General features: G+C 59.6%; 9 protein-coding genes. 4 read left to right on the forward strand and 5 right to left on the reverse strand.

Annotation, left to right across the window (positions count from 1 at the left end; translation table 11 throughout):
- Positions 1-95 precede the first annotated feature (95 nt).
- The 3 genes from HU739_RS10305 to HU739_RS10315 form a co-directional block, all read right to left on the reverse strand.
- Entirely contained in the window at positions 96-2,033 is a 1,938-nt protein-coding gene (locus HU739_RS10305; protein WP_225922822.1) for a hypothetical protein, read from the reverse strand.
- Positions 2,034-2,180: 147 nt separating this feature from the next.
- Complete coding sequence (locus HU739_RS10310) at positions 2,181-4,100, reverse strand: hypothetical protein (protein WP_186548719.1); 1,920 nt, start codon at positions 4,098-4,100, stop codon at positions 2,181-2,183.
- A gap of 400 nt (positions 4,101-4,500) precedes the next feature.
- Positions 4,501-12,363 carry a retention module-containing protein gene (locus tag HU739_RS10315; protein WP_186548721.1) on the reverse strand — a complete coding sequence of 2,621 codons (7,863 nt, stop codon included), beginning with the start codon at positions 12,361-12,363 and terminating at the stop codon, positions 4,501-4,503.
- 532 nt (positions 12,364-12,895) lie between these two features.
- Between HU739_RS10315 and HU739_RS10320 the strand changes: the two genes are divergently transcribed.
- The 3 genes from HU739_RS10320 (at position 12,896) to HU739_RS10330 (ending at position 18,225) form a co-directional block, all read left to right on the forward strand.
- Complete coding sequence (locus tag HU739_RS10320) at positions 12,896-14,254, forward strand: TolC family outer membrane protein (RefSeq protein WP_186548724.1); 1,359 nt, start codon at positions 12,896-12,898, stop codon at positions 14,252-14,254.
- A gap of 205 nt (positions 14,255-14,459) precedes the next feature.
- On the forward strand, positions 14,460-16,619 hold the full coding sequence (locus tag HU739_RS10325) for a type I secretion system permease/ATPase (protein WP_186548726.1): 2,160 nt from the start codon (positions 14,460-14,462) through the stop codon (positions 16,617-16,619).
- A gap of 244 nt (positions 16,620-16,863) precedes the next feature.
- Positions 16,864-18,225, forward strand: coding sequence for an HlyD family type I secretion periplasmic adaptor subunit (locus HU739_RS10330; RefSeq protein WP_186548727.1), 1,362 nt, complete (start codon positions 16,864-16,866; stop codon positions 18,223-18,225).
- A 139-nt stretch (positions 18,226-18,364) separates the two neighbouring features.
- On the opposite strand, the gene HU739_RS10335 is transcribed toward HU739_RS10330, so the two are convergent.
- Positions 18,365-18,961: a tRNA-uridine aminocarboxypropyltransferase gene (locus tag HU739_RS10335; protein WP_186548729.1), complete on the reverse strand. Its 597-nt coding sequence runs from the start codon at positions 18,959-18,961 to the stop codon at positions 18,365-18,367.
- Between the two features lie 5 nt (positions 18,962-18,966).
- A complete protein-coding gene (locus HU739_RS10340) occupies positions 18,967-19,860 on the reverse strand; it encodes a LysR family transcriptional regulator (protein WP_007956593.1) in 894 nt (297 codons plus the stop codon).
- A gap of 293 nt (positions 19,861-20,153) precedes the next feature.
- Between HU739_RS10340 and speB the strand changes: the two genes are divergently transcribed.
- Positions 20,154-21,104 (forward strand): agmatinase, encoded by a 951-nt coding sequence (speB, locus tag HU739_RS10345; RefSeq protein WP_003222717.1) that lies wholly within the window; start codon positions 20,154-20,156, stop codon positions 21,102-21,104.
- The last annotated feature ends 2 nt before the right edge of the window (positions 21,105-21,106 follow it).

A 21,106-nucleotide genomic window follows, 5' to 3' on the forward strand; every position in this document is an offset into this window, starting at 1 on the left:
ATGTAGGAATAGTCTTCGATGCGCTCGGAAACTTCCTACCACTTGGTAATCCTTCAAAAAAAAGGGAGGCACAAATGCCTCCCTAACATCAACGATCAGATATCACAGACTGCCCCGTCGCCTTTCTTCATGTGTACCCTGACCAAGTGTCTCTGAGCTGATACCGGGCGCCCGTCAATCATTGCCGAATAAGTGATATCGCCCCAAGCGCTCTCCGTAGCCAATATTTTCTGATAGGGAATTTTTACGATAAACCCGTCATTCGCTTCCTGTGGTGTCGGCGCGTAAGAGACTTTTTGATCAGTGTTGGGTTTTACTACCGTACCGGCCGAGTCGGTATAACCCTGATATGTAAATTCCAGAGTTTGACCGGCCAATTGCGACTCGCCACCGGAAACCAGCACTTCTGCACATCTGGTCAGAACCGGGTCCGGGCGCAGTGAACCACAGTTAAACCAATCAATGAAGTCCGGATCAAGATGCTGAAACTTGACTTCGGGAACCATACCCGGCCGAATGAGCACGTCGACGTCCTGAGGCAATGAGTGCACTTCGTTTTGATTGATGTCAGGGTTGGTAATCTTGTAGGTGACCGGCAGCGGATTACCATTGCCACCCGCGTCTGCGACCTCCCAAAGTAAACTGAAAACCAAGTTCCCGGTTTCCGTCCCGTCCAACTCCTTTACACCACCTTGCGCGGCCGTAACGTCAACGCCTTTCCATATCACTGTCATAACATCCTTGGCTTTGACACCGCCGAAAACCGGAACAGTTACAGTTACAACCTGGTCTTTGTCCTCTTCCCGCAGACTATTCGGAGTAGTCGTAACCGCACCTTGCACAATCGCAAGCGCCAGAGTTGGATCCGGATTCTCGCCGCCGTCGCCGTCTCCGGGCCGGCGCAGGTCAACGTCCACGTCTTTTGAAGGTGGCGTTGCGCCAAGTGGATAGCGCAGGTTATGGCGTTTAATCCGATAACTTACGGCTACCTTTTTTTCATCGAGGTTGCCGTTGAATACATCCCGATAAGGAATGCTCACGTAGAACGGAAACGTATTGATCTTCTGCGCCGGTTGCACGACCCCGTCGAAAGTCACTTCCAACTCGTCGACATCCGTCAGATAGTTTGTATATTCAGTCAGAATACCGACCCCCAGAGGGGCCTGGGCATCAGCCAGATCTATCAGCTTGGGGGCGGCATCGTCATCAAACAAAGGGATACTGGGTGCTATAAGCCCTTCAGGCGGATCGGTCAGCGAGACATTGAGTTCCGTGTAGTACACTGGCGTGTTTCGGTTACCTTTACGGTCGCTGAGGTAATAAAAAATGGATCTCAGACCTTCCTCGGTTCCGACCAGTGCGGGGGTCAATCGAAATGTTATCGGAGCTGCCGGATCAGTTATGGTCACTGTTCCGATTGGCGTCGGATTTGGCAAACTCGATCCAAAGAAACACTCAACGAGGTCACCAAGCTTTTTGCTTCCATAATTTGGAACGGTTACCAATACGAACCCGTTATCGTCGAGGTATTTTTTTGTAATGCCGTCTCTCTCCACCTCAGGAGGAACAGTTGCTTTGCCGAAAGCTACTGGGGGCGTTGTATCAATGTTGATTGGGAGTGGTGTGACATCCGATGGATTACCGCCAAAATTCAATACATAACTCAACTCATGAGGTCCTGAGGATGATGTGTAGCCCTCAGGCAAAACCAGATCAAACACCGTCGTAGCCGGATCAACCGGAGTTGTAAAATTGAACCGGGTACCCCGTATGGTGCCATCCCACAAAAGTTGAAGAAATCCTTGAACAGCGTTTGGATCATCCGCTTCGGCAAATCGCGGGATCTGCACTTTCAGCGGAAATCCTTGAAAGCTTGAGTGCAGTTGGTTGGGAGCATCATCCGCTTCATCAGCCAGCAGCGGATTATCCGGATGAAGTTGCGGGGGCAATGCCGCCGCTTTCGGCCTGCGAAAACGAACATTAGAGAAACGTTCGCGGTTCTGCGCCGGTGTCAACGAGTGAAAACTTGTCATTTTTTATCATCCTCTGAGCAACTTTTTGATTGGCACAGGGCGAACAGCTTCCTGGCCAGAGCTTTGTACACAACGACTGCATGGGTGAAAAAAATTGAATAAAGCCTTGAATCAACTTCGACCGAACATCGTCAACCCGCCTGTAAGTTAAACTTCACACAGGTCATTGTCCGGGCTGCAAACGCCGCCACTCGGCCACGTTCGATTGATAATGACAAACTCAGGCTTTGAACTACCTATGCCACCGTTGGCTTTTTTCAGGTGATAACTGCACAACGCCGAGCCATTGTTTACCATGGGCGCAATCAAACGCTCGTAGTCACTGACATGCACATCAAAACCTTCGCGAGCCTGCTCGGCGGTCAGCGTTGTTTTGAATGTTTCGTCCGTTCCGTCAATCGGATCGGTTCCATTCAGACCGGAACACCCCTGCCAAGACAACTCCACGATATCGTCTTCATCGAAGGCTGCATTACCGCTGATATGTACGAACACGCCTTCCCATAATCTGGGTTTGCTGCAGCAATGAAGTACGCCATCCTTGTTGGCATGAGGAAATGTCGGCTCTGGCAAGTTCTCGATAACAATGATCGCAATGTCAACGGGCGTTGCATCCGCCTGCTGCAGGTTCACGCCATTACTGGTGGTATACCAGGTCGGCAGCGACGGATTCACTTTGTCCTGCTCGATCGCCTCCCAGGGAACGATGAAGATGAGCGGCTTGCCGGCGACATCACCGGCTTGAACTTCATACTCTGCGATGGGCGTACTGATTGCGCCCCAGTAGAGGAACAGCTTTTCACCGAGTAACGGTGCGTCATACAGCCTTAGATGTGCCTCGGCTGGCTCCCCGAAATCGATGGTGAGTAGTTTGTTCAATTGCCTGGATCGGGCACCGTAAACTTCAACCTTGGCCAACGTGGAATTCAATAGTGCCGGGGCGTTGGCATGATCCTGCCCAGCGATTGTCAGATTCACCATCACCCGCGTATCGGCTGATGGCAAAGTCGGCGTACCGCCGCGCTGTATGCGGTAGCTCACGCGAACGTTCAGTGGCCCTAGTCCGTCTGCTGTCAGGGTCATCCAGGGCACAATAGCCACTTGCGGGAACTTGCCGGGATCGACATCGAGCGGGGTGAGTGCGTGACCGTTCCAGTCAATCAACACCTTGTCGGAAGGATCCGGGTTTTCATACTCATCGATTTCGACGGTGACAGCCCGTTGGTTTACGGCGCCTTCACGGGCATGTTCACGGTCAATGAAGCCACGCACTGACAATGGCACCTTAGGCGGTTTGAGTTTGCCCGGGGCCGGATTCAGATTGACGAAAGCCGGCAGCAAAGTTGAGCGCGGCCCGCGATTTCCAGACCAGTCGCGGAGCCGGTAGTAAATGAAGCGCTGCCCGGGACCGCTATCACGAATATCTGCCTCAGTCATGGTGATGATCAAACGTTTCTGGTCGATGTCCTCCTGGCTGAACTCCTGCTCAGCTATTTCGATTTCCGAATCCGGGGGATCCGGGTCGCCCGTCCAGTAATAGATCGCACGATCCTTCCCCCTGGCGTCGACGTAGAACGGTACCTGAAACCGTACTTCGCCATGCTGGGAGAGGTAGTCGTCAGTGATGTCGCCAGCCACATCCAGCAAAATCAGAGGATCGGGTTCCTGATTATCGTTCGGCGGCGATCTGTCGACTGTGACTCGCTTTATCTCTGAGTCCAGCAGGTTGCCGCCATAGCTGACTCTGTACGACAGGGAATAAGTGCCGTGATCGAAGTTCAACTTGTCCCGGGGGACAACCAGCGTCTTCTCTCCGGGATCGTCGAACGGTTCACGGTAGACTTCCGTGAACGGTCCGCCCTGTGCTACCCAGCTGATGATAACGATGAAGGGAATGGGATCTTCGAAGGAAGCGCTCCAATCCGGGATGACGACCGTCAGGTCTTCGGCCAACGCGGAACGCGGCAACAGCCCATCGGGACTTTCCTTGCCTTCTTCATCTTTGAGAATGGCAGGGACTTGAGGCACCTCAATCAGGTCATCATCCGTGTATTCAGAGCGTTGCATTGAACGACCTCCCTCGCCTCATCCCAAGCAGAACATGCACGAATCACCAGGGGTGATGGGTTGCTGCTGGAATTGATTTAACGACGTTGAAGACGTCCTGCCTACTGTCAGAAATTACAGGTATTGCTACCGTTTGTCGGAAGGCGATTTGCAGGCGAAGGGAATTGGATGGTGGATCGAGCGCTAGATAATCTGGAGTTGAGGCAGGTCGGCGCAATTATGCGCTGTTCACGCGGGCCTCTTCGCGAGCAGGCTCGCTCCCACCTTTTTGACCGCGTTCCAATGTGGGAGCGAGCCTGCTCGCGAAGGCTGACTTAAAGACAACACGTCTCTACAGACAGACAAAACCCGCCGTCCCGAATCAACCGGGGCGGCGGGTTTTGTATTTTCAGACCTCAGATCAAACCGTATCCACTTTCAACGAATGATCATTGAGCATGCCGCTGATGATGGTCGCTGTGTCGTGACCGCTAGCGATCATGCCGCCTGCGCCCGGCGTGACACCATAGTGGCTGGCAAGGTTGACGCCGGCCAGGTCAATGGTCTGGTTCGGCGTGGCGCCGGCCATGGCACTGACGTCGATGCTGGTCATCACCGAGGCGCCGCTGCCGCTGACGGTGAAGTGCAGGTAGTCATCCAGCGACGCCGTGCTGCCGTTTTCACCTTGCAGCAGTTGCGACAGGTCGAGCTTGTCGGTGCCGGGGGTGAAGTCGGTGATCAGGTCGTGGCCACTGTTGCCCTTGAGCCACTGGAACGTATCGGCCCCTGCTCCGCCGGTCAGGTTGTTGTTGCCCAGGCCACCGATCAGCAGGTCGTCACCGCCGCCGCCATTGAGCACGTCGTTGCCCAAACCGCCGTTGATCACGTTGCTGTTGCCGTCGCCGGTGAGGCTGTCATTGAAGTTCGAGCCGAGCAGGTTTTCGATACCGGTCAGGGTGTCCGTCCCGGCGCCGAGGGTGTTTTGCGCACCGAGCAGGCCGAGATTGACCGTGACCGCCGCCATGGCGTGGGCGTAGCTGGCGGTGTCGCTGCCAGTGCCGCCGTCGAGCAGGTCATTGCCGGCGCCGCTGTAGAGCAGATCGTTGCCGGCGCCGCCGTGCATTTCGTTGTTGCCGGAACCTGCGGTGAGTACGTCGTTGCCGTCGCCAGCGTTGATCACGTTGTTGCCAGCGCCCGCCACCAGAATATCGTCGCCGGCAGTGCCGGTGAGGGTGTGGCCGTCCTGATAGCTGATGCTGACGTTGGCGGTGTCGCTGCCGCCGTGGTTGTCGCTGGCGGTGTAGCTGCCGTTGAAATCCGGGGCGACGTCGTGGGCTCCGGTGTAGTTGAGGGTCATGGTCAGCTGATAGTTTTCCGCCGCATTGGCGTTGCCGCCACCGCCGTTGCTGATGTTGGTGATGTGGATCTGGTAGATGCCGTTCGCCGAGGCGGTGAGGGTTTGCCCATCCGTCAGTGGCAGGTAGGCGCCGCCGTTGAGCGAGTACTCCAGGCTGATCTGACCGGCGCCCAGGTTGTGATCCAGGTTGAGGGTTTCACCCTGGCGCAGGTGGACGGTGATGCGGTCTTCATCGTTGGCGTTGCTGTTGCTCACCATGCCGAGGTAGCCGCTGACCACCACCACCGCGGTCATGGTCGCGGCATTGGCACTGAAGGCGTTGCGCACGTTGGCCAGGGTCTGATTGGCGCTGTTATTGGCATTGGTGCCGGTGAAGTTGATCGCGCCACTGCCGGTAAAATCCGCCGCCTTCGAGACCCAGCCGGTGTTGAAACTGGTCGGAGTGGCGTTGAGGGGATCGCCGTTGGGGTCGGTGTCGTTGGCCAGCAACAGCTCGCCCGGCACCACGATATTGCCCGAGAGCACGTTGGTGATGACGTGGTCATCCATCGCCACGGGCGGCGCGTTGGGGATCACTTTCACGGTCAGCGTCGAGCTGGCCAGGTCGCCGTCGTTATCGCTGACGGTGAAGCCGATGTTTTCGGTGATGACCACGGCGGTGGTTTTCTGCGAGGTGTAGCTGTATTCGCCGGTGTCGAGGTTGATCACCAGAGTGCCGCTGTTGTTGGTGGCGATGCTCACGGTGTTGTTGGCCGTGTTGAAGGTGCCGTGGTTGGCGCCGCCGCTGGCGGTCAGCGAACCCTGACCGCTGAGGGCTTTCGGATCGTAGGTGTAAGTGGTGCCGTCGACCACGATGGATTTGATGAAACCGCCATCGGCGCCAAACGAACCGCCCTCGCCCAGCAACGAACCGGTGACCGGTGCGCCCTGCACAGTGCCGGACAGCACCGAATTGAGCTGGTTGAGGTCGGTGACCACCACCGCGTTGGTGTTGGTGTGGCTGATACCGTCGTAGGCCAGCGGATCGAGGTAGGCGTTGCTCACACCACTGCCCAGGCCGATCGCGTAGTTCTTGATGTTGTTGGCATCGAGGAAATTTTTCAGCGCGGCTTCTTCGGCGGCGTTGATCTCGCCTTCATTGGGTTTGCCGTCAGAGAAGAAGTAGCCGACGTTCTGCGCCCCGGTGAGTTTGCCCGAGGTGTTGAATGCGCTCTGCATCACCGCCACAGCGGCGTCGTAGTTGGTGCCGCCGCCGGCATTGAGGCCGGCAAGAATTGTTTTTGCCGTTGCCACATCCACCCACACCGCCGTGCGGTCCGTGGCATCGCTGCTGAAGGTCACAAGCTGCACTTTCACATCGCCCAGATCGTCGTACTTGTCGAGCAAGGCACTGATCGCCTGCTTGGCCAGCGCCAGTCGCGACAGGCCCGGCACGCCGGAGGGGTCGGCCATGCTGCCGGAGATGTCGAGGACGATCAGCAGGTTGGAGTCGATCTCCACCGCCGCCACCGAACGGTCCGACGCCACCGCCTTGGGCACGTCATCGACAATGTTGACGACGAGGGTGCTGGTGGTGCTGTTGCCCAGCGAATCGGTGGCTTTGTAGGTGAAGCTTTCACTCAGGGTGTTCGGCCCGTCGTTGGCGTTCGGCGCGGTTTTCGGTGCCGAGGTCAGCGTGTAGGTATAGGTGCCGTCAGCATTGAGCAGCAGTTGCCCATAACTGCCGGTGGCGTTGCCAACCAAGGTGTAAGTGATCGCGCCGCTGCCGCCGCTGACCGAACCGACCAGCGTGCCGCTGGCGGTTTCGCCGCTGTTGCCCGGTTCGCTGCCGGTGACCGTACCGGGGGCGACATCCTGGCCGTCCTTGGTCAGGTCGAGGGCTTTTTCGTAGACGGTGACGTCAGTATCGCTGATTGCTATCAAGCAGCTGTCATGCACGTCGATGGTGAGGGTGGTGGTGCTTTCGTCCCCGTCGGAATCGCGCACGGTGTACGTGAACACATCGACCGCGCCCGGACCGCTCACCGCGTCGGGATTGCTGTGGTAGACAGCGTTGCCGTTCGCGTCGAGAGTCAGGTAGCCGTAGGTGCCGTTGATCTGCGAATTCAAACCTCCGATGGCGGAAGTGGATGTATCGGCGCCGGCACGCACGCCGATCACGGCACCGGAAACCGCCGGACCGTCAGCGCCGCCGATATCGTTAGTGAAGACGTTGCCACTGACGGTGGCGCCCTCCACGACCGAAGCCGCATCCGGATTAGCGCTCGGCAGGTCGTCAACGATGTTGACGTTGATCTGCCCTGCCGCCGTGCTGCCATCGGTATCGGTCGCCACCACATCGAAGTTTTCGCTGAGGCTGTTGGCGCCATTGGCGGTCGAATGACTTTCGTTATCCATCAAGGTGTAGCTGTAGCTGACCACACCGGTCGCCGGGTCGTAACCGGTAATCGTCAACGTGCTGCCCAGCGGAGTGATGGCCGATTGCGGGAAGCCTGCCGCGACGCCGTTGGTGACCACGGCAATGCCACCCACCGTGAGGGTTTGCAGGCCATCGAGGGCGGTGACGGTGAAGCTGCCGCTCTGGGTCAGCGCCGGAGTATCGGGGCTGCTGCCGTCGCTGAGATTTTTCTCGTAAACGGTGAGTTCGCCGCCCTTCACATTGAGGCCGTCGAGGCACACCGGGTCATCGTTGTTATGGACGTTCAGCACCAGGTTGGCAGTGCTGGTGTCGCCATCGGCATCGGTCAATGTGTAGGTGAACGTTTCGCTGCCGTTGCCGCCGCCGTGCAGATTCTTGAAGTCGACGTCATTGGTATTGAGCGTGTAGGTGTAAGTGCCGTCGGCGTTGAGCACCATCGTGCCGTAGGTGCCGGTGAAGGTACCGGGGGTGATCGGCCCGCTCGCAACGATGTCGGCGCCTTGTACGTCGTTGTCGAGCACGTTGCCGGTCAGGGTCAACAGGGTCTCTGTTGCGCTGTCGGCATTGCTGTCGTTCAGCGCTTTCGGCACGTCATCGACGATGCTCACAACGATGCTGCTGGTGACCACGTTGCCCAGCGAGTCGGTGGCCTGATAGGTGAAGGTTTCGCTCAGGCTGTTGGCGCCATCGTCAGCGTGCGGTGTGGTGCTGGCCGGTGACGTCAGCGTGTAGGTGTAAGTGCCGTTGGGGTTGAGGACGATTTGTCCATAGTTGCCGGTAGCACTGCCGACCAGCGCATAACTGACTGCACCGACTGCGCCGGTGACCGAACCGACCAGCGTGCCGGACGCGGTTTCGCCCGTGCTGTTCGGATCGCTGCCAACCACGCTGCCCGCCGCCAGATCCTGGCCGTCCTTGATCAGGTCGAGGGATTTTTCATAGACGGTGGCATCGGTGTCGCTGACGGCTTTCAGGCAACTGTTGTAGACGTCGATGGTGATGGTGGTAGTGCTTTCGTCACCGTCTGCATCGCGCACGGTGTAGGTGAACACATCCACCGCGCCCGGGCCGTTCACCACGTTGGGATTGCTGTGATAAACCGCGTTGCCGTTGGCGTCCAGGGTCAGGTAGCCGTAGGTGCCGTTGATTTGCGAATTGAGGCCGCCGATGGCGGAGGTCGAGGTATCGGCACCGGCGCGCACGCCGACCACTGCGCCCGTGACGGCCGGGCCGTCGGCGCCGCCGATGTCATTGTTCAGCACGTTGCCGCTGACGGTGCCGCCCTCCGCCACCGATGCGGCATCCGGGTGTGCGGTGGGCAAGTCGTCGACGATGTTGACGTTGATCTGGCCGCTGGCAGTGCTGCCATCAGTGTCGGTCGCGACCACCTCGAAGTTTTCGCTGAGGCTGTTGGCGCCATTGGCGGTCGAATGACTTTCGTTATCCATCAAGGTGTAGCTGTAGCTGACCACACCGGTCGCCGGGTCGTAACCGGTAATCGTCAACGTGCTGCCCAGCGGAGTGATGGCCGATTGCGGGAAGCCTGCCGCGACGCCGTTGGTGACCACGGCAATGCCACCCACCGTGAGGGTTTGCAGGCCATCAAGGGCACTGACGGTGAAGGTGCCGCTCTGGGTCAGCGCCGGCGTGTCGGGGCTGGTGCCATCGCTGAGGTTCTTTTCGTAAACGGTGAGTTCGCCGCCATTTACATCGAGGCCGTCGATGATCACTGGATCGTCGTTGTTGTGAATCTGCAAAACGAGGTTAGCGGTGCTGGTGTCGCCATCGGCATCGGTAATCACATAGGCGAACGTTTCCGTGCCGTTGCCACCGCCGGTCAGCGCTTTGAAATCGGCGTCGCTGGTGTTCAGGGTGTAGGTGTAAGTGCCGTCAGCGTTGAGCACCAACGTGCCGTAAGTGCCGGTGAAAGTTCCGGGCGTAACTGGGCCGGTGGGTACGCGGTCAGCGCCTTGTACGTCGTTGGTCAGGACATTGCCGGTCAGGGTCAGTTGAGATTCCGACGCCGTTCCGTTGCTGTCATCGTTGGCTTTCGGCAAGTCATCGACGATGTTCACATCCAGCGTGCCGTTGGCGGTGGTGCCGTTGTCGTCCACCACCGTGACTGCAAATTGCTCAGGCAGATTGTTTGCGCCATCGGCATTCGGATGCGCTTCGTTGTCGGCCAAGGTATAGCTGTAGCTGACCACGCCGGTTGCAGCGTTGAAACCGGTGATGGTCAGCGTGTTGCCCTGTGGCGTGGTGATCGATTGCGGGAAGCCTGCGGCTACACCGCCAGTGACCACGGCAATACCGCCAACGGTCAGCGTCGTTACGCCGTCCAAAGCAGTGATGGTGAACGTGCCGTTTTGCGTCAGCGCGCCGGCATCCGGGGCGCTGCCGTCGCTGAGGTTTTGCTCATAAACCGTCAGTTCGCCGCCCGCGACATTCAGGCCGTCAATGATCACCGGATCATCGTTGTTGTGAATCTGCAGAACGAGGTTGGCGGTGCTGGTGTCGCCGTCGGCATCAGTAATCACATAGGCGAACGTTTCCGTGCCGTTGCCACCACCGGTCAGCGCTTTGAAATCCGCATCGCTGGTGTTCAGGGTGTAGGTGTAAGTGCCGTCAGCGTTCAGCACCAAGGTGCCGTAAGTGCCGGTGAAGGTGCCGGCGGTGACAGGACCAGTCGGGACACGGTCGGCGCCTTGTACGTCGTTGGTGAGGACGTTGCCGGTCAGGGTCAGTTGAGATTCCGAGGCGGTGCCGTTAGCGTCGTCCACGGCTTTCGGCAGGTCGTCGACGATGTTCACATCGAGCGTGCCATTGGCGGTGGTGCCGTTGTCGTCGACCACGGTGACAGCGAATTGCTCTGGCAGATTGTTCGCACCATTGGCGTCCGGATGCGCTTCGTTGTCGGCCAGGGTGTAGCTGTAGCTGACCACGCCGGTTGCAGCGTTGAAACCGGTGATGGTCAGCGTGTTGCCCTGTGGCGTGGTGATCGATTGCGGGAAGCCTGCGGCTACACCGCCAGTGACCACGGCGATACCGCCAACGGTCAGCGTCGTTACGCCGTCCAAAGCAGTGATGGTGAACGTGCCGTTTTGCGTCAGCGCGCCGGCATCCGGGGCACTGCCGTCGCTGAGATTTTGCTCATAGACCGTCAGCTCGCCACCCGCGACATTCAGGCCGTCAATAATCACCGGATCATCGTTGTTGTGGATCTGCAGAACGAGGTTGGCGGTGCTTGTATCGCCGTCGGCATCAGTAATCACATAAGCGAACGTTTCCGTGCCGTTGCCACCACCGGTCAGCGCTTTGAAATCCGCGTCGCTGGTGTTGAGGGTGTAGGTGTAAGTGCCGTCAGCGTTCAGCACCAGCGTGCCGTAAGTGCCGGTGAAGGTGCCGGGTGTAACCGGGCCGGTCGGTACGCGGTCGGCGCCTTGTACGTCGTTGGTGAGGACGTTGCCGGTCAGGGTCAGCAAGGTTTCCGAGGCAATGCCGTTAGCGTCGTCAACAGCTTTTGGCACGTCATCGGTGATGTTCACGTCCAGCGTGCCGCTCGCCGTGTCGCCATTGCTGTCGACGGCAATCACCGTGAATTGTTCGCTGAGACTGTTGGCGCCGTCGCCCGCCGCGTGGGTTTCGTTGCCATTGAGCGTGTAGCTGTAGGTGACCGTGCCGGTTGCCGGGTTGTAGCCGGTGATGGTCAGGGTGTTGCCCAGTTGCGTGGTGATCGACTGCGGGAAACCCAGCGCCACGCCAGCGTTGATCAGGTTGATGCCGCCGATGCTCAGGCTGGTCAAACCGTCCGGTGCGGAGACGGTGAAGCTGCCGCTCTGGGTCAGCGCGCCTGGATTGGCCGCCGTGCCGTCAGGCAGATTGGCTTCGTTGAGGTTCAGTTCGCCGCCAGCCGTGTCGAGACCGTTGAGCGTGACAGGATTGTTCACCGGTGGCGGTGGTACCACGATCGGCGCGGGAGTGTCGTCGCCGTCGTCGATCACCGCTTCGCGGCGTTCTTCAGGGAATTCGGGAATACCATTGAAACCGGCGGTTGGGAAACCGATCACAGGATCGACCCGCCCGCCCACTTCGGTCAGCAGCACAAAACTGTGCCCGCCGCCCGCATCCCCCGGTGTGGCGCTGGGGGCATTGGGACCGGCCGCGGTGGCTTCGGCGGTTTGGCTCGGGTCTTCACCGGCGGCGATGGCTTTCTGGATCTGCTCGACATCGGTCAGCTGCGCCTGGCTCGGAGTCTGCGCTTCGTCCACTTTCACGGCGACAGCCTGGTCGGCCAGCAACTGCCCGGTCATTGTGATGCTGCTGCCACGCCCGAGGGTCAATTCCTGGCCGTTTTGCAGTTTCACCGCCACCGCGCCTTCCGCGCCGGTGATCAGTTGATCGCCGGCGTTCAAGCGATCGCCTTCGATCAAGAGAATTTTCTCGCCGTTGGCCTTCTGGGCAAATACCTGACCAATGACTTTAGTGACCGTACCGATGAGCGTTGCCATGTGAAATCCTCCGCTGCCGACCACCGTCGGCACAGGTTCGCGAAGCAGCCCATGGCTCAATCGGGTTGCCGGGAGTGACGCTCGCACCCTCGACAGTTCGTTTCGCAGGTAGCGTTTGCAGGGAATCGCTCGTGCATCAAGCACTTGCGAGTCCCGGTCAAAACAGCCACTCCACTAACGCTACGTAACGGTGGTGAACCACCCGAGTGACAAAAATCTGTCGCTCATCAACCGTTACGCGTCCCTCCCCTTCAGCAGTACTTCGCCGTGTCTCGCAAAGTGAATGGAACTTTCCTCAAGCCTTTTCGAGCTCCCTAAAGCGCATAAAACAAAGGCTTTCACGCTGAACAATGTGCTGCTTTTTACAAAGCGCATAAGTTTTTTTTGGCATAAGCCATATGAAAATTTTTTCTTAGCTACGCTTCAAGATGTTCTTAGCTCTGTTGTTACAAGAGTGAAACGCTTACACCCCTAAAATTCGTCAAATATTTGGCGACAGTAACACACCATCAGGACTCAGGGAGATGCACCCATGCGCGTTCTAACCCCCCTCTGCAGCGCGGTTTTGCTGGCCATGGCTTGCACATCCCAAGCCCAGGCCATGAACCTCACCGAAGCGATTCAAAGCACCATCGCCACTCACCCGGAACTCGCGTCGCGCGTGGACGCACGCCTGTCGGCTGACGAACAGGTCAAGGTCGCCAAGGGCGGGTTCTACCCGTCGGTCGACTTGAACGCCGCTTATGGCCGTGGCTACAGCGACAACACCAACACCCGGGCCTTTGGTAATCACAACACCGAGATCCTCAACTACACACAGTCGGAGCTGCGTTTGCGGCAAATGTTGTTCGATGGTTTCAACACCGCCAACGAGGTCGAGCGCACCAAGGGCGTGTCCAACTCGCGCGCCTACTACGCGCAAGGCACCGCGCAGGATCTGGCCTTGCGCACCATCGAGGTCTACCTCGAAGTGCTCAAGCGTCGTGAGCTGGTGACTTTGGCCAAGAACAACCTGCAGGCGCACTTGCGGGTCAACGATCAGATCGGCCTGCGCACCGAACGCGGTATCGGCAGCAACGCTGACTCCGATCAATCGGTCGCTCGCAAGGCGCTGGCGCAAAACAACCTCGACACCGCCGAAGTCGATCTGGCCGACGCCGAATCGAACTTCTACAGCGTGGTCGGACGCATGCCAGATGAGCTGGAAACCCCGGCCTCGACCCGAGGCGAATTGCCTACCGAGCTACGTGAAGCGCAGCAGAGCATGGTCGACAACAACCCGTACCTGAAATCGGCCCAGGCCGACGTGCAGTCTGCCGAGAGCCAGTACGAGGTTGCCAAGTCGCCGTTCTATCCACGCTTCGACGCCGAAGCCGCGGTGGGCGCGAACAACAACGTGCAGGGCGACGAAGGCCACGACAACGAATGGCGTGTGGGCGTAGTGATGAACTACAACCTGTTCCGCGGTGGCAGCGACAAGGCGCGTCTGGCCGCCAACGCACACGATATCAACCAGGCGATGGACATCCGCAACAACGCCCTGCGTCAGCTCAACGAGAACATTCGTCTGGCCTGGAACGCCATGGAAAACGCGAAGAAGCAGACGCCGACTGCCCGCGAATACGCCGAAACCAGCAAACGCGTGCGCGCGGCGTATCAGGACCAGTTCGGCCTCGGCCAACGCACCTTGCTCGACCTGCTCGACAGCGAAAACGAGCTGTACAACGCCAACCGCCGCTACACCGAAATTCGCTACACCGAGGAGTACTCGATGTACCGCGTGCTGGCGAACATGGGCCAGTTGCTGAGCAAACAACGCGTGGTGCTGCCGGCTGACGCGATTGCCACGACCGAAGTGAAAAACCAGGCACGCCTGCCCGAGTTGAAGTGACTCATTGTGGCGAGGGAGCTTGCTCCCGCTTGAGTGCGCAGCACTCATTCTTTGATCGTTCCCACGCTCTGCGTGGGAATGCCTCTTGGGACGCTCCGCGTCCAGTGACGCGGAGCGTCACGGGCTGCATTCCCACGCGGAGCGTGGGAACGATCCGACAAGAGCCGTGTTCATCTCGCATCGCCGTTCAACAGAGGCAGTCAATATGACCAGCATGGAACCCGGCGCCCCCGGGGTCGATCCGCGCGCAAGCTTCGATGATCCGTTACTCGACGGTCTGTTGATCCTCTGCAAACTGCATGGCGCGACGGTCAGTCGTGCCAGCCTGAGCGCCGGCCTGCCCCTGCACAACCAACGCCTGAGCCTCGACCTGTTGCCCCGCGCCGCCGCCCGGGCCGGGTTGCAGGCACGCATTCTGCGCCGCGACCTGAAAGACATCTCACCGCTGAATCTGCCGATTTTGTTGCTGCTCAACGACGGTCGCACCGCCGTGCTGCGGCGTTTTGCCGATGACGGCAAAGCCCTCTTGCTGCCCAGTGAAGCCGATGGCGGCGAGCAATGGGTCAGCCGCGAAGAACTCAGCGAACACTACAGCGGCCAGGCCTTGTTCGCCCGACCGCGCCACGAACTCGAAGACCTGCGTGCGCCTTTGGTGCCCCGAGTCAACGCCTGGTTTCGCGACACCCTGAAGCTGTCGAAATGGCTGTACAGCGATGCGATTCTCGCCAGTTTCCTGATCAACCTGCTGGGCCTGATGGTGCCGTTGTTTGTCATGCAGACTTACGACCGCGTGGTGCCGAATCAGGCAACATCGACGCTGTGGGTGCTGTCGATCGGGCTGCTGATCGGCACCGGTTTCGAACTGGTGTTGCGCGTGGTGCGGGCGCACTTGCTCGATACCGCCGGCAAGAAAACCGACGTGATTCTCTCGGCGACGTTGTTCGAGCGCATCACCGGCATGTCGATGAAGGCGCGGCCGGCGACCGTCGGCGGATTTGCCCAGAGCATTCATGACTTCCAGGGCCTGCGCGAATTCCTCACGGCAGTGACGCTGACCAGCCTGATCGATTTGCCCTTCGTGGTGTTGATGCTGGTGGTGATCGGCCTCCTCGGCGGCTGGCTGGTGGTGATTCCGCTGTTGGCCTTTCCGATCACGATCTGCTTCGCACTGGCGATTCAGGCCCGCTTGCGCGACACCGTGCAGAAAAGCCTGAGCCTGGGCGCCGAACGGCAGGCGGTGCTGATCGAAACCCTCGGCGGCCTGGAAACCCTCAAGGCGTGCAGCGCCGAAAGCGAACGCCAGCACCGCTGGGAAAGCACTCACGGCGCCCTCACCCGCCTCGACAGCCATGCCCGCAATCTGGCGGCGCTGGCCACCAACGGCACGCTGTTCATCCAACAATTTTCCGGGATGGCGACGATTGTCGCCGGGGTCTACAGCATCATCGCCGGCAACCTCAGCGTCGGTGCGCTGGTCGCCACGTACATGCTCGGCAGCCGTGTGCTCGCGCCGCTGGGCCAGATCGCCGGGCTGATCACCCGCTATCAGCAAGCGCAACTGACCATGAAAAGCACCGACGCGCTGATGGCCCTGCCGCAGGAGCGCGACGGCAAGCAACGGCCGCTGGAACGCACGCAATTGCAAGGCGCACTGGACGTCAGCGGCGTGACCTTTCACTACAACGGCCAGAATGCACCGGCCCTGAGCAACGTCACCTTCAGCCTCAAACCCGGTGAACGGGTCGGCATCATCGGGCGCAGCGGTTCCGGCAAAAGCACGTTGGCGCGATTGCTCATGGGCTTTTATGAACCCGAAGAAGGCCAGTTGCTGCTCGACGGTCTCGATCTGCGCCAACTGGATGTCGCTGACCTGCGCCAGCAGATCGGTTATGTCGCCCACGACTTGCCACTGCTGGCCGGTAGCCTGCGCGACAACCTGACCCTTGGCGCGCGCTACATCAGCGATGCACGCATGCTCGAAGTCGCCGAACTGACCGGCGTGACCGAACTGGCGCGCCAGCATCCGCAGGGGTTCGACCGGCCGGTGGGCGAACGCGGCCAACTGCTGTCCGGCGGCCAGCGCCAGGCAGTGCTGCTGGCGCGCTCGCTGTTGCTTGATCCGCCAATCATGCTGCTCGACGAACCGACCAGCGCCATGGACAACAGCAGCGAAGACCTGCTGCGCCAAAAACTGCACACCTGGGTACAAGGCAAAACCCTGCTGCTGGTCACCCACCGTACCTCGATGCTGAGTCTGGTTGACCGGCTGCTGGTGCTGGACAACGGCCGAGTGGTCGCCGACGGGCCGAAAGATGCGGTCATCGATGCACTGCGCAAGGGCCGGGTCGGCTCGGCGGCGGTTTAAATGCGCATAGATTATTTACGGCATGCACAAAACCTGTGGCGAGGGGATTTATCCCCGATTGGGTGCGCAGCGCCTATGAAATTTTGGGGCTGCTGCGCAACCCATCGGGGATAAATCCCCTCGCCACAGGGAGGCTGTCTGGCCACAGGGTGGCTATCTGGCTGCAGGGACGTTCTCTGGCCAAGATAGCTTGGGCACCGATTTGCCATCCTGTTGATGTTTCTTAATTGAGGGGTATCGCCCCATGTCGGCTTCATCTGATAGCAAGTCACGCGGCTACTTCGACAGCTTCGGCAAAAGTGCCGAAGCCGAGTTCATGCCGGAAACCGCTGGCGCGGCGTTGCAGGACTCGCCGCGAAAATCACGCATCACCGTGTGGCTGGCGGCGGCGCTGTTGATCGCTGCGCTGGTCTGGGCCAAATTCGCCGTGCTCGAAGAAGTGACCATGGGCGAAGGCAAGGCGATTCCGTCGAGCAAGGTGCAGGTGATCCAGAACCTTGAAGGCGGCATCGTCACCGAGCTTTTCGTACGCGAAGGGCAAATGGTCAACAAGGGCGACACCCTGCTGCGTCTGGATGACACGCGTTTCCGTTCGAACAAGGGCGAGAGCGAGGCTGATCGCTATGCGCTGACGGCGCAGGTCGAGCGGCTTTCGGCAGAGGCCGAAGGCCGGCCTTTCAAGCTCTCCGCTGAAGTGATCGCCAAGGCGCCGCAAGTCGCCGAAGACGAGCGCTCGTTGTACGAACAACGCCAACGCCGCTTGGCCAGCGAACAGCGCACCCTCAGCGAACAACTGCGGCAGAAAACTCAGGAACTCGCCGAGTTTCGCTCCAAGCAAGGCCAGTTCAGTTCCAGCCTGGCGCTGCTGCAGCAAGAGATGAACATGTCTGAACCGCTGGTGAAAACCGGTGCCGTGTCACCGGTGGAAATCCTCCGCCTGAGGCGCAGCGCGGTGGAAATTCGCGGTTCGCTGAACGCGACGACCCTGGCGATTCCCCGCGCCGAATCGGCCATCGCCGAGATCCGCAGCAAGATCGACGAATCGGAACAAACCTTCCGCTCCGAGGCTGCCAAGGAGCTGAATGAGAAACGCACCGACCTGTCAAAAATCACCGCATCGAGCATCGCCATCGACGACCGCGTCAGCCGCACGACGGTGACGTCGCCGGTGCGCGGAGTGATCAAGCAAATGAAGGTCAACACCATCGGCGGCGTGGTTCAGCCGGGCAGCGACATGGTTGAAATCGTGCCGCTGGAAGACAACCTGCTGATCGAAGCCAAGGTGCGCCCGCAAGACGTCGCGTTCCTGCATCCAGGCCAGAAAGCCATGGTCAAGTTCAGTGCCTACGACTACACGATTTATGGCGGGCTGAGCGCCAGACTCGAGCTGATCGGCGCCGATACGATTACCGACGACAAGGGCAACAGCTTTTATTTGATCCAGGTGCGCACTGATAAGAATCACTTGGGTGGCGATGTGAAACCGCTGCTGATCATTCCGGGGATGGTGGCGACGGTGGACATTATTACCGGGGAAAAAAGCGTCCTGGATTACCTGCTCAAACCGGTGCTGAAAGCGCGGACCGAGGCGATGCGTGAACGCTGAAGATTATCCAGAATCTGTGGTGATTGATCTGACGCCTTCGCGAGCAAGCCCGCTCCCACAGTTGATCGCATTCCATCTGGAAGAACCCGATCGAATGTGGGAGCGGGCTTGCTCGCGAAGAGGCCAGCCCAGACGACGACTATCTGCCGCCATGATTACGCTGAAAAGTCTCCGCCCCCATCGCCGCTATCTGCCCTTCGATCAACGCTTCAAACGGCTTGAGCAACGCCTCGAATGACGTCGGCGCCTCCAGCGTCTGCAACGCCTGCACAATGGCTTCGACCGTCGACAACGCCCCCGGCCCCGGTGCCTTGCGCAGGCGATAACGCGACACGCAACTTTCAGCCAGCGCCACACGTGGCAACGCCGCCAGCAGCGGATTGAGGTGCAGCAGCTTGCGCGCCTTGCGCCAGGTACCATCCGGCACGACCAGCAATAACGGTTCGTCAGTCGGGGCGTAAGCCTGGAGCGGCTGCGCATCGTCAGCCGGAAACAGCAGCCGCGCCTGATAACCCGGACGGTTCAGCAGTGTCGGCAGATCCTCGAACACCTCACCGACGATCAGCTCGGCGTTAGTCAGCCCCAGCGCTGCCAGGCGCGCGGTATTCAACGCATGATTGACCTCGCTCGGATGTTGCAGCAGCAACACCCGGGTGCGGCTGTCGAGGCGTGGGATCAACTTGCACAGGCAATGAGTTTGAGGGCGCAGGCAGCGCGGGCATTGGGGTCTGGACATAAAGGTTAGGCCTGATTGAGCTGCGCTTTGAGCAAATCGCGGAAGGTCTGGATCAGCGGCTCGCGGCTGCGGCCCCTGCGCATGATCATCGAAAACGGCGCCTGATAACCGAAGGTCGCCGGCAGCAAAACGCGCAAGTCGCCCTTGTCTGCCCAGGCCTGCGCGTAGTGCTCCGGCAAGTAGCCGATGTACGCGCCGGAGAGCACCAGAATCAGTTGCGCTTCCATACTTTCCACAGTCGCGGCGCTGTGTTTGAAGCCGTGACGGGCCAGCTCCGCCTGACTCCAGTAACCGCGCCCGACCATGCGTTGCTGGGTGATGACCTGTTCGGGGATCCGCCGTTCGTTGAACAGCGGGTGGCGACTGCTGCAATACAGCCAGTGCTGTTCGCGATAAAGCGGCATGTACACCAGACCGCTCATGCGCGTTGAGAACGCACCGATGGCGAGGTCGAGGCGGTTGTCTTGCACGCCCAGTTGCAATTCATACGGGCTCATCACCGACAAATGTAAATGCACCGCCGGGTGTTCCTGGCTGTAGGCGCCGATGGCTTCGGCAAATGGCAAGGCCTTGTCGCTGACGGTGGAGTCGATCACCCCCAGGTTAAGCGTGCCGCGCAGTTCGCCCTTGAGCGCGGCGGCGTATTGCTCGAAACCCTCAAGCTCAGCGAGCAGGCGCAGGGTTTCCTGATGGAACAGCTCGCCCTTGCTGGTCAGGCTGAACCCGCCGCGCCCGCGATGGCACAACACCAGGCCAAGCGCGGCTTCGAGCTGGCTCATGTAGGTGCTGATTGCCGAAGTCGACAGGTTGAGTTCCTGCTGCGCATTGGCAAAACCCTGATGCCGCACGACGCTGACGAAGATGCGCAAGAGTTTCAGGTCGGGTAAAGCGTTGGCCATTTCTGCTCCCAAGGATCGTTCCCACGCTCTGCGTGGGAATGCAGCCCGTGACGCTCTGCGTCACCTGCGAGTACGGCTGGACGCGGAGCGTCCGTGGATGCATTCCCACGCAGAGCATGGGAACGATCAGGTAGGGAAGTCTGGCATTAGTTTAGAAAAATCTGAACTAAGTTTTTGCCCACAGCGATTCTTCCCCGTCACTGCATTTCGCATCATCGGCCCCACAGCGGCGTCCGAACCTGTGCTCAACGGCGCGCCGGCATAAATAAAACAAAGACGATGAGGCCCTACCCGTGGACAAGATTCTTCACCAACCACTGGGCGGCAACGAAATGCCGCGCTTCGGCGGCATCGCCACCATGCTCCGACTTCCCCATGTACCGACCGCTGCCGGCCTGGACGCTGCCTTCGTTGGCGTGCCACTGGACATCGGCACTTCGCTGCGCCCCGGCACCCGCTTCGGGCCGCGCGACATTCGCACCGAATCGGTGATGATCCGCCCGTACAACATGGCCACCGGCGCTGCGCCGTTCGATTCGCTGTCGGTTGCCGACATCGGTGATGTGGCAATCAACACCTTCAACCTGCTCGATGCCGTGCGCATCATCGAAGAAGCCTACGACAATATCCTTGAGCACAACGTTATTCCGATGACGCTGGGTGGCGACCACACCATCACCCTGCCGATTCTGCGCGCGATTCATAAGAAGCACGGCAAGGTTGGCCTGGTGCATATCGATGCCCACGCTGACGTCAACGATCACATGTTCGGCGAGAAAATCGCCCACGGCACCACCTTCCGCCGCGCTGTCGAAGAAGGCTTGCTCGATTGCGACCGTGTGGTGCAGATCGGCCTGCGTGCGCAAGGCTACACCGCCGATGACTTCAACTGGAGCCGCGATCAGGGCTTCCGTGTAGTGCAAGCCGAAGAGTGCTGGCACAAATCGCTGGCGCCGCTGATGGCCGAAGTGCGCGAGAAAGTCGGTGGCGGTCCGGTGTACCTGAGCTTTGACATCGATGGCATCGACCCGGCCTGGGCGCCCGGCACCGGCACCCCGGAAATCGGCGGTCTGACGACCATTCAGGCGATTGAGATTGTGCGTGGCTGCCAGGGCCTCGACCTGATCGGCTGCGATCTGGTAGAAGTCTCGCCCGCTTACGACACCACCGGCAACACCTCGCTGCTGGCCGCCAACCTGCTGTACGAAATGCTCTGCGTACTGCCTGGCGTGGTCCACCGCTGAGG

It is taken from the genome of Pseudomonas hamedanensis (assembly GCF_014268595.2).
In the GTDB taxonomy this organism is placed as follows: Bacteria; Pseudomonadota; Gammaproteobacteria; order Pseudomonadales; family Pseudomonadaceae; genus Aquipseudomonas; species Aquipseudomonas hamedanensis.

Excerpts from the sequence above, each read along its gene's own strand:
- HU739_RS10305 (WP_225922822.1), bottom strand. The coding sequence starts at position 2,033 with ATGACAAGTTTTCACTCGTTGACACCGGCGCAGAACCGCGAACGTTTC.
- HU739_RS10310 (WP_186548719.1), bottom strand. The coding sequence starts at position 4,100 with ATGCAACGCTCTGAATACACGGATGATGACCTGATTGAGGTGCCTCAA.
- HU739_RS10315 (WP_186548721.1), bottom strand. The coding sequence starts at position 12,363 with ATGGCAACGCTCATCGGTACGGTCACTAAAGTCATTGGTCAGGTATTT.
- HU739_RS10320 (WP_186548724.1), top strand. The coding sequence starts at position 12,896 with ATGCGCGTTCTAACCCCCCTCTGCAGCGCGGTTTTGCTGGCCATGGCT.
- HU739_RS10325 (WP_186548726.1), top strand. The coding sequence starts at position 14,460 with ATGACCAGCATGGAACCCGGCGCCCCCGGGGTCGATCCGCGCGCAAGC.
- HU739_RS10330 (WP_186548727.1), top strand. The coding sequence starts at position 16,864 with ATGTCGGCTTCATCTGATAGCAAGTCACGCGGCTACTTCGACAGCTTC.
- HU739_RS10335 (WP_186548729.1), bottom strand. The coding sequence starts at position 18,961 with ATGTCCAGACCCCAATGCCCGCGCTGCCTGCGCCCTCAAACTCATTGC.
- HU739_RS10340 (WP_007956593.1), bottom strand. The coding sequence starts at position 19,860 with ATGGCCAACGCTTTACCCGACCTGAAACTCTTGCGCATCTTCGTCAGC.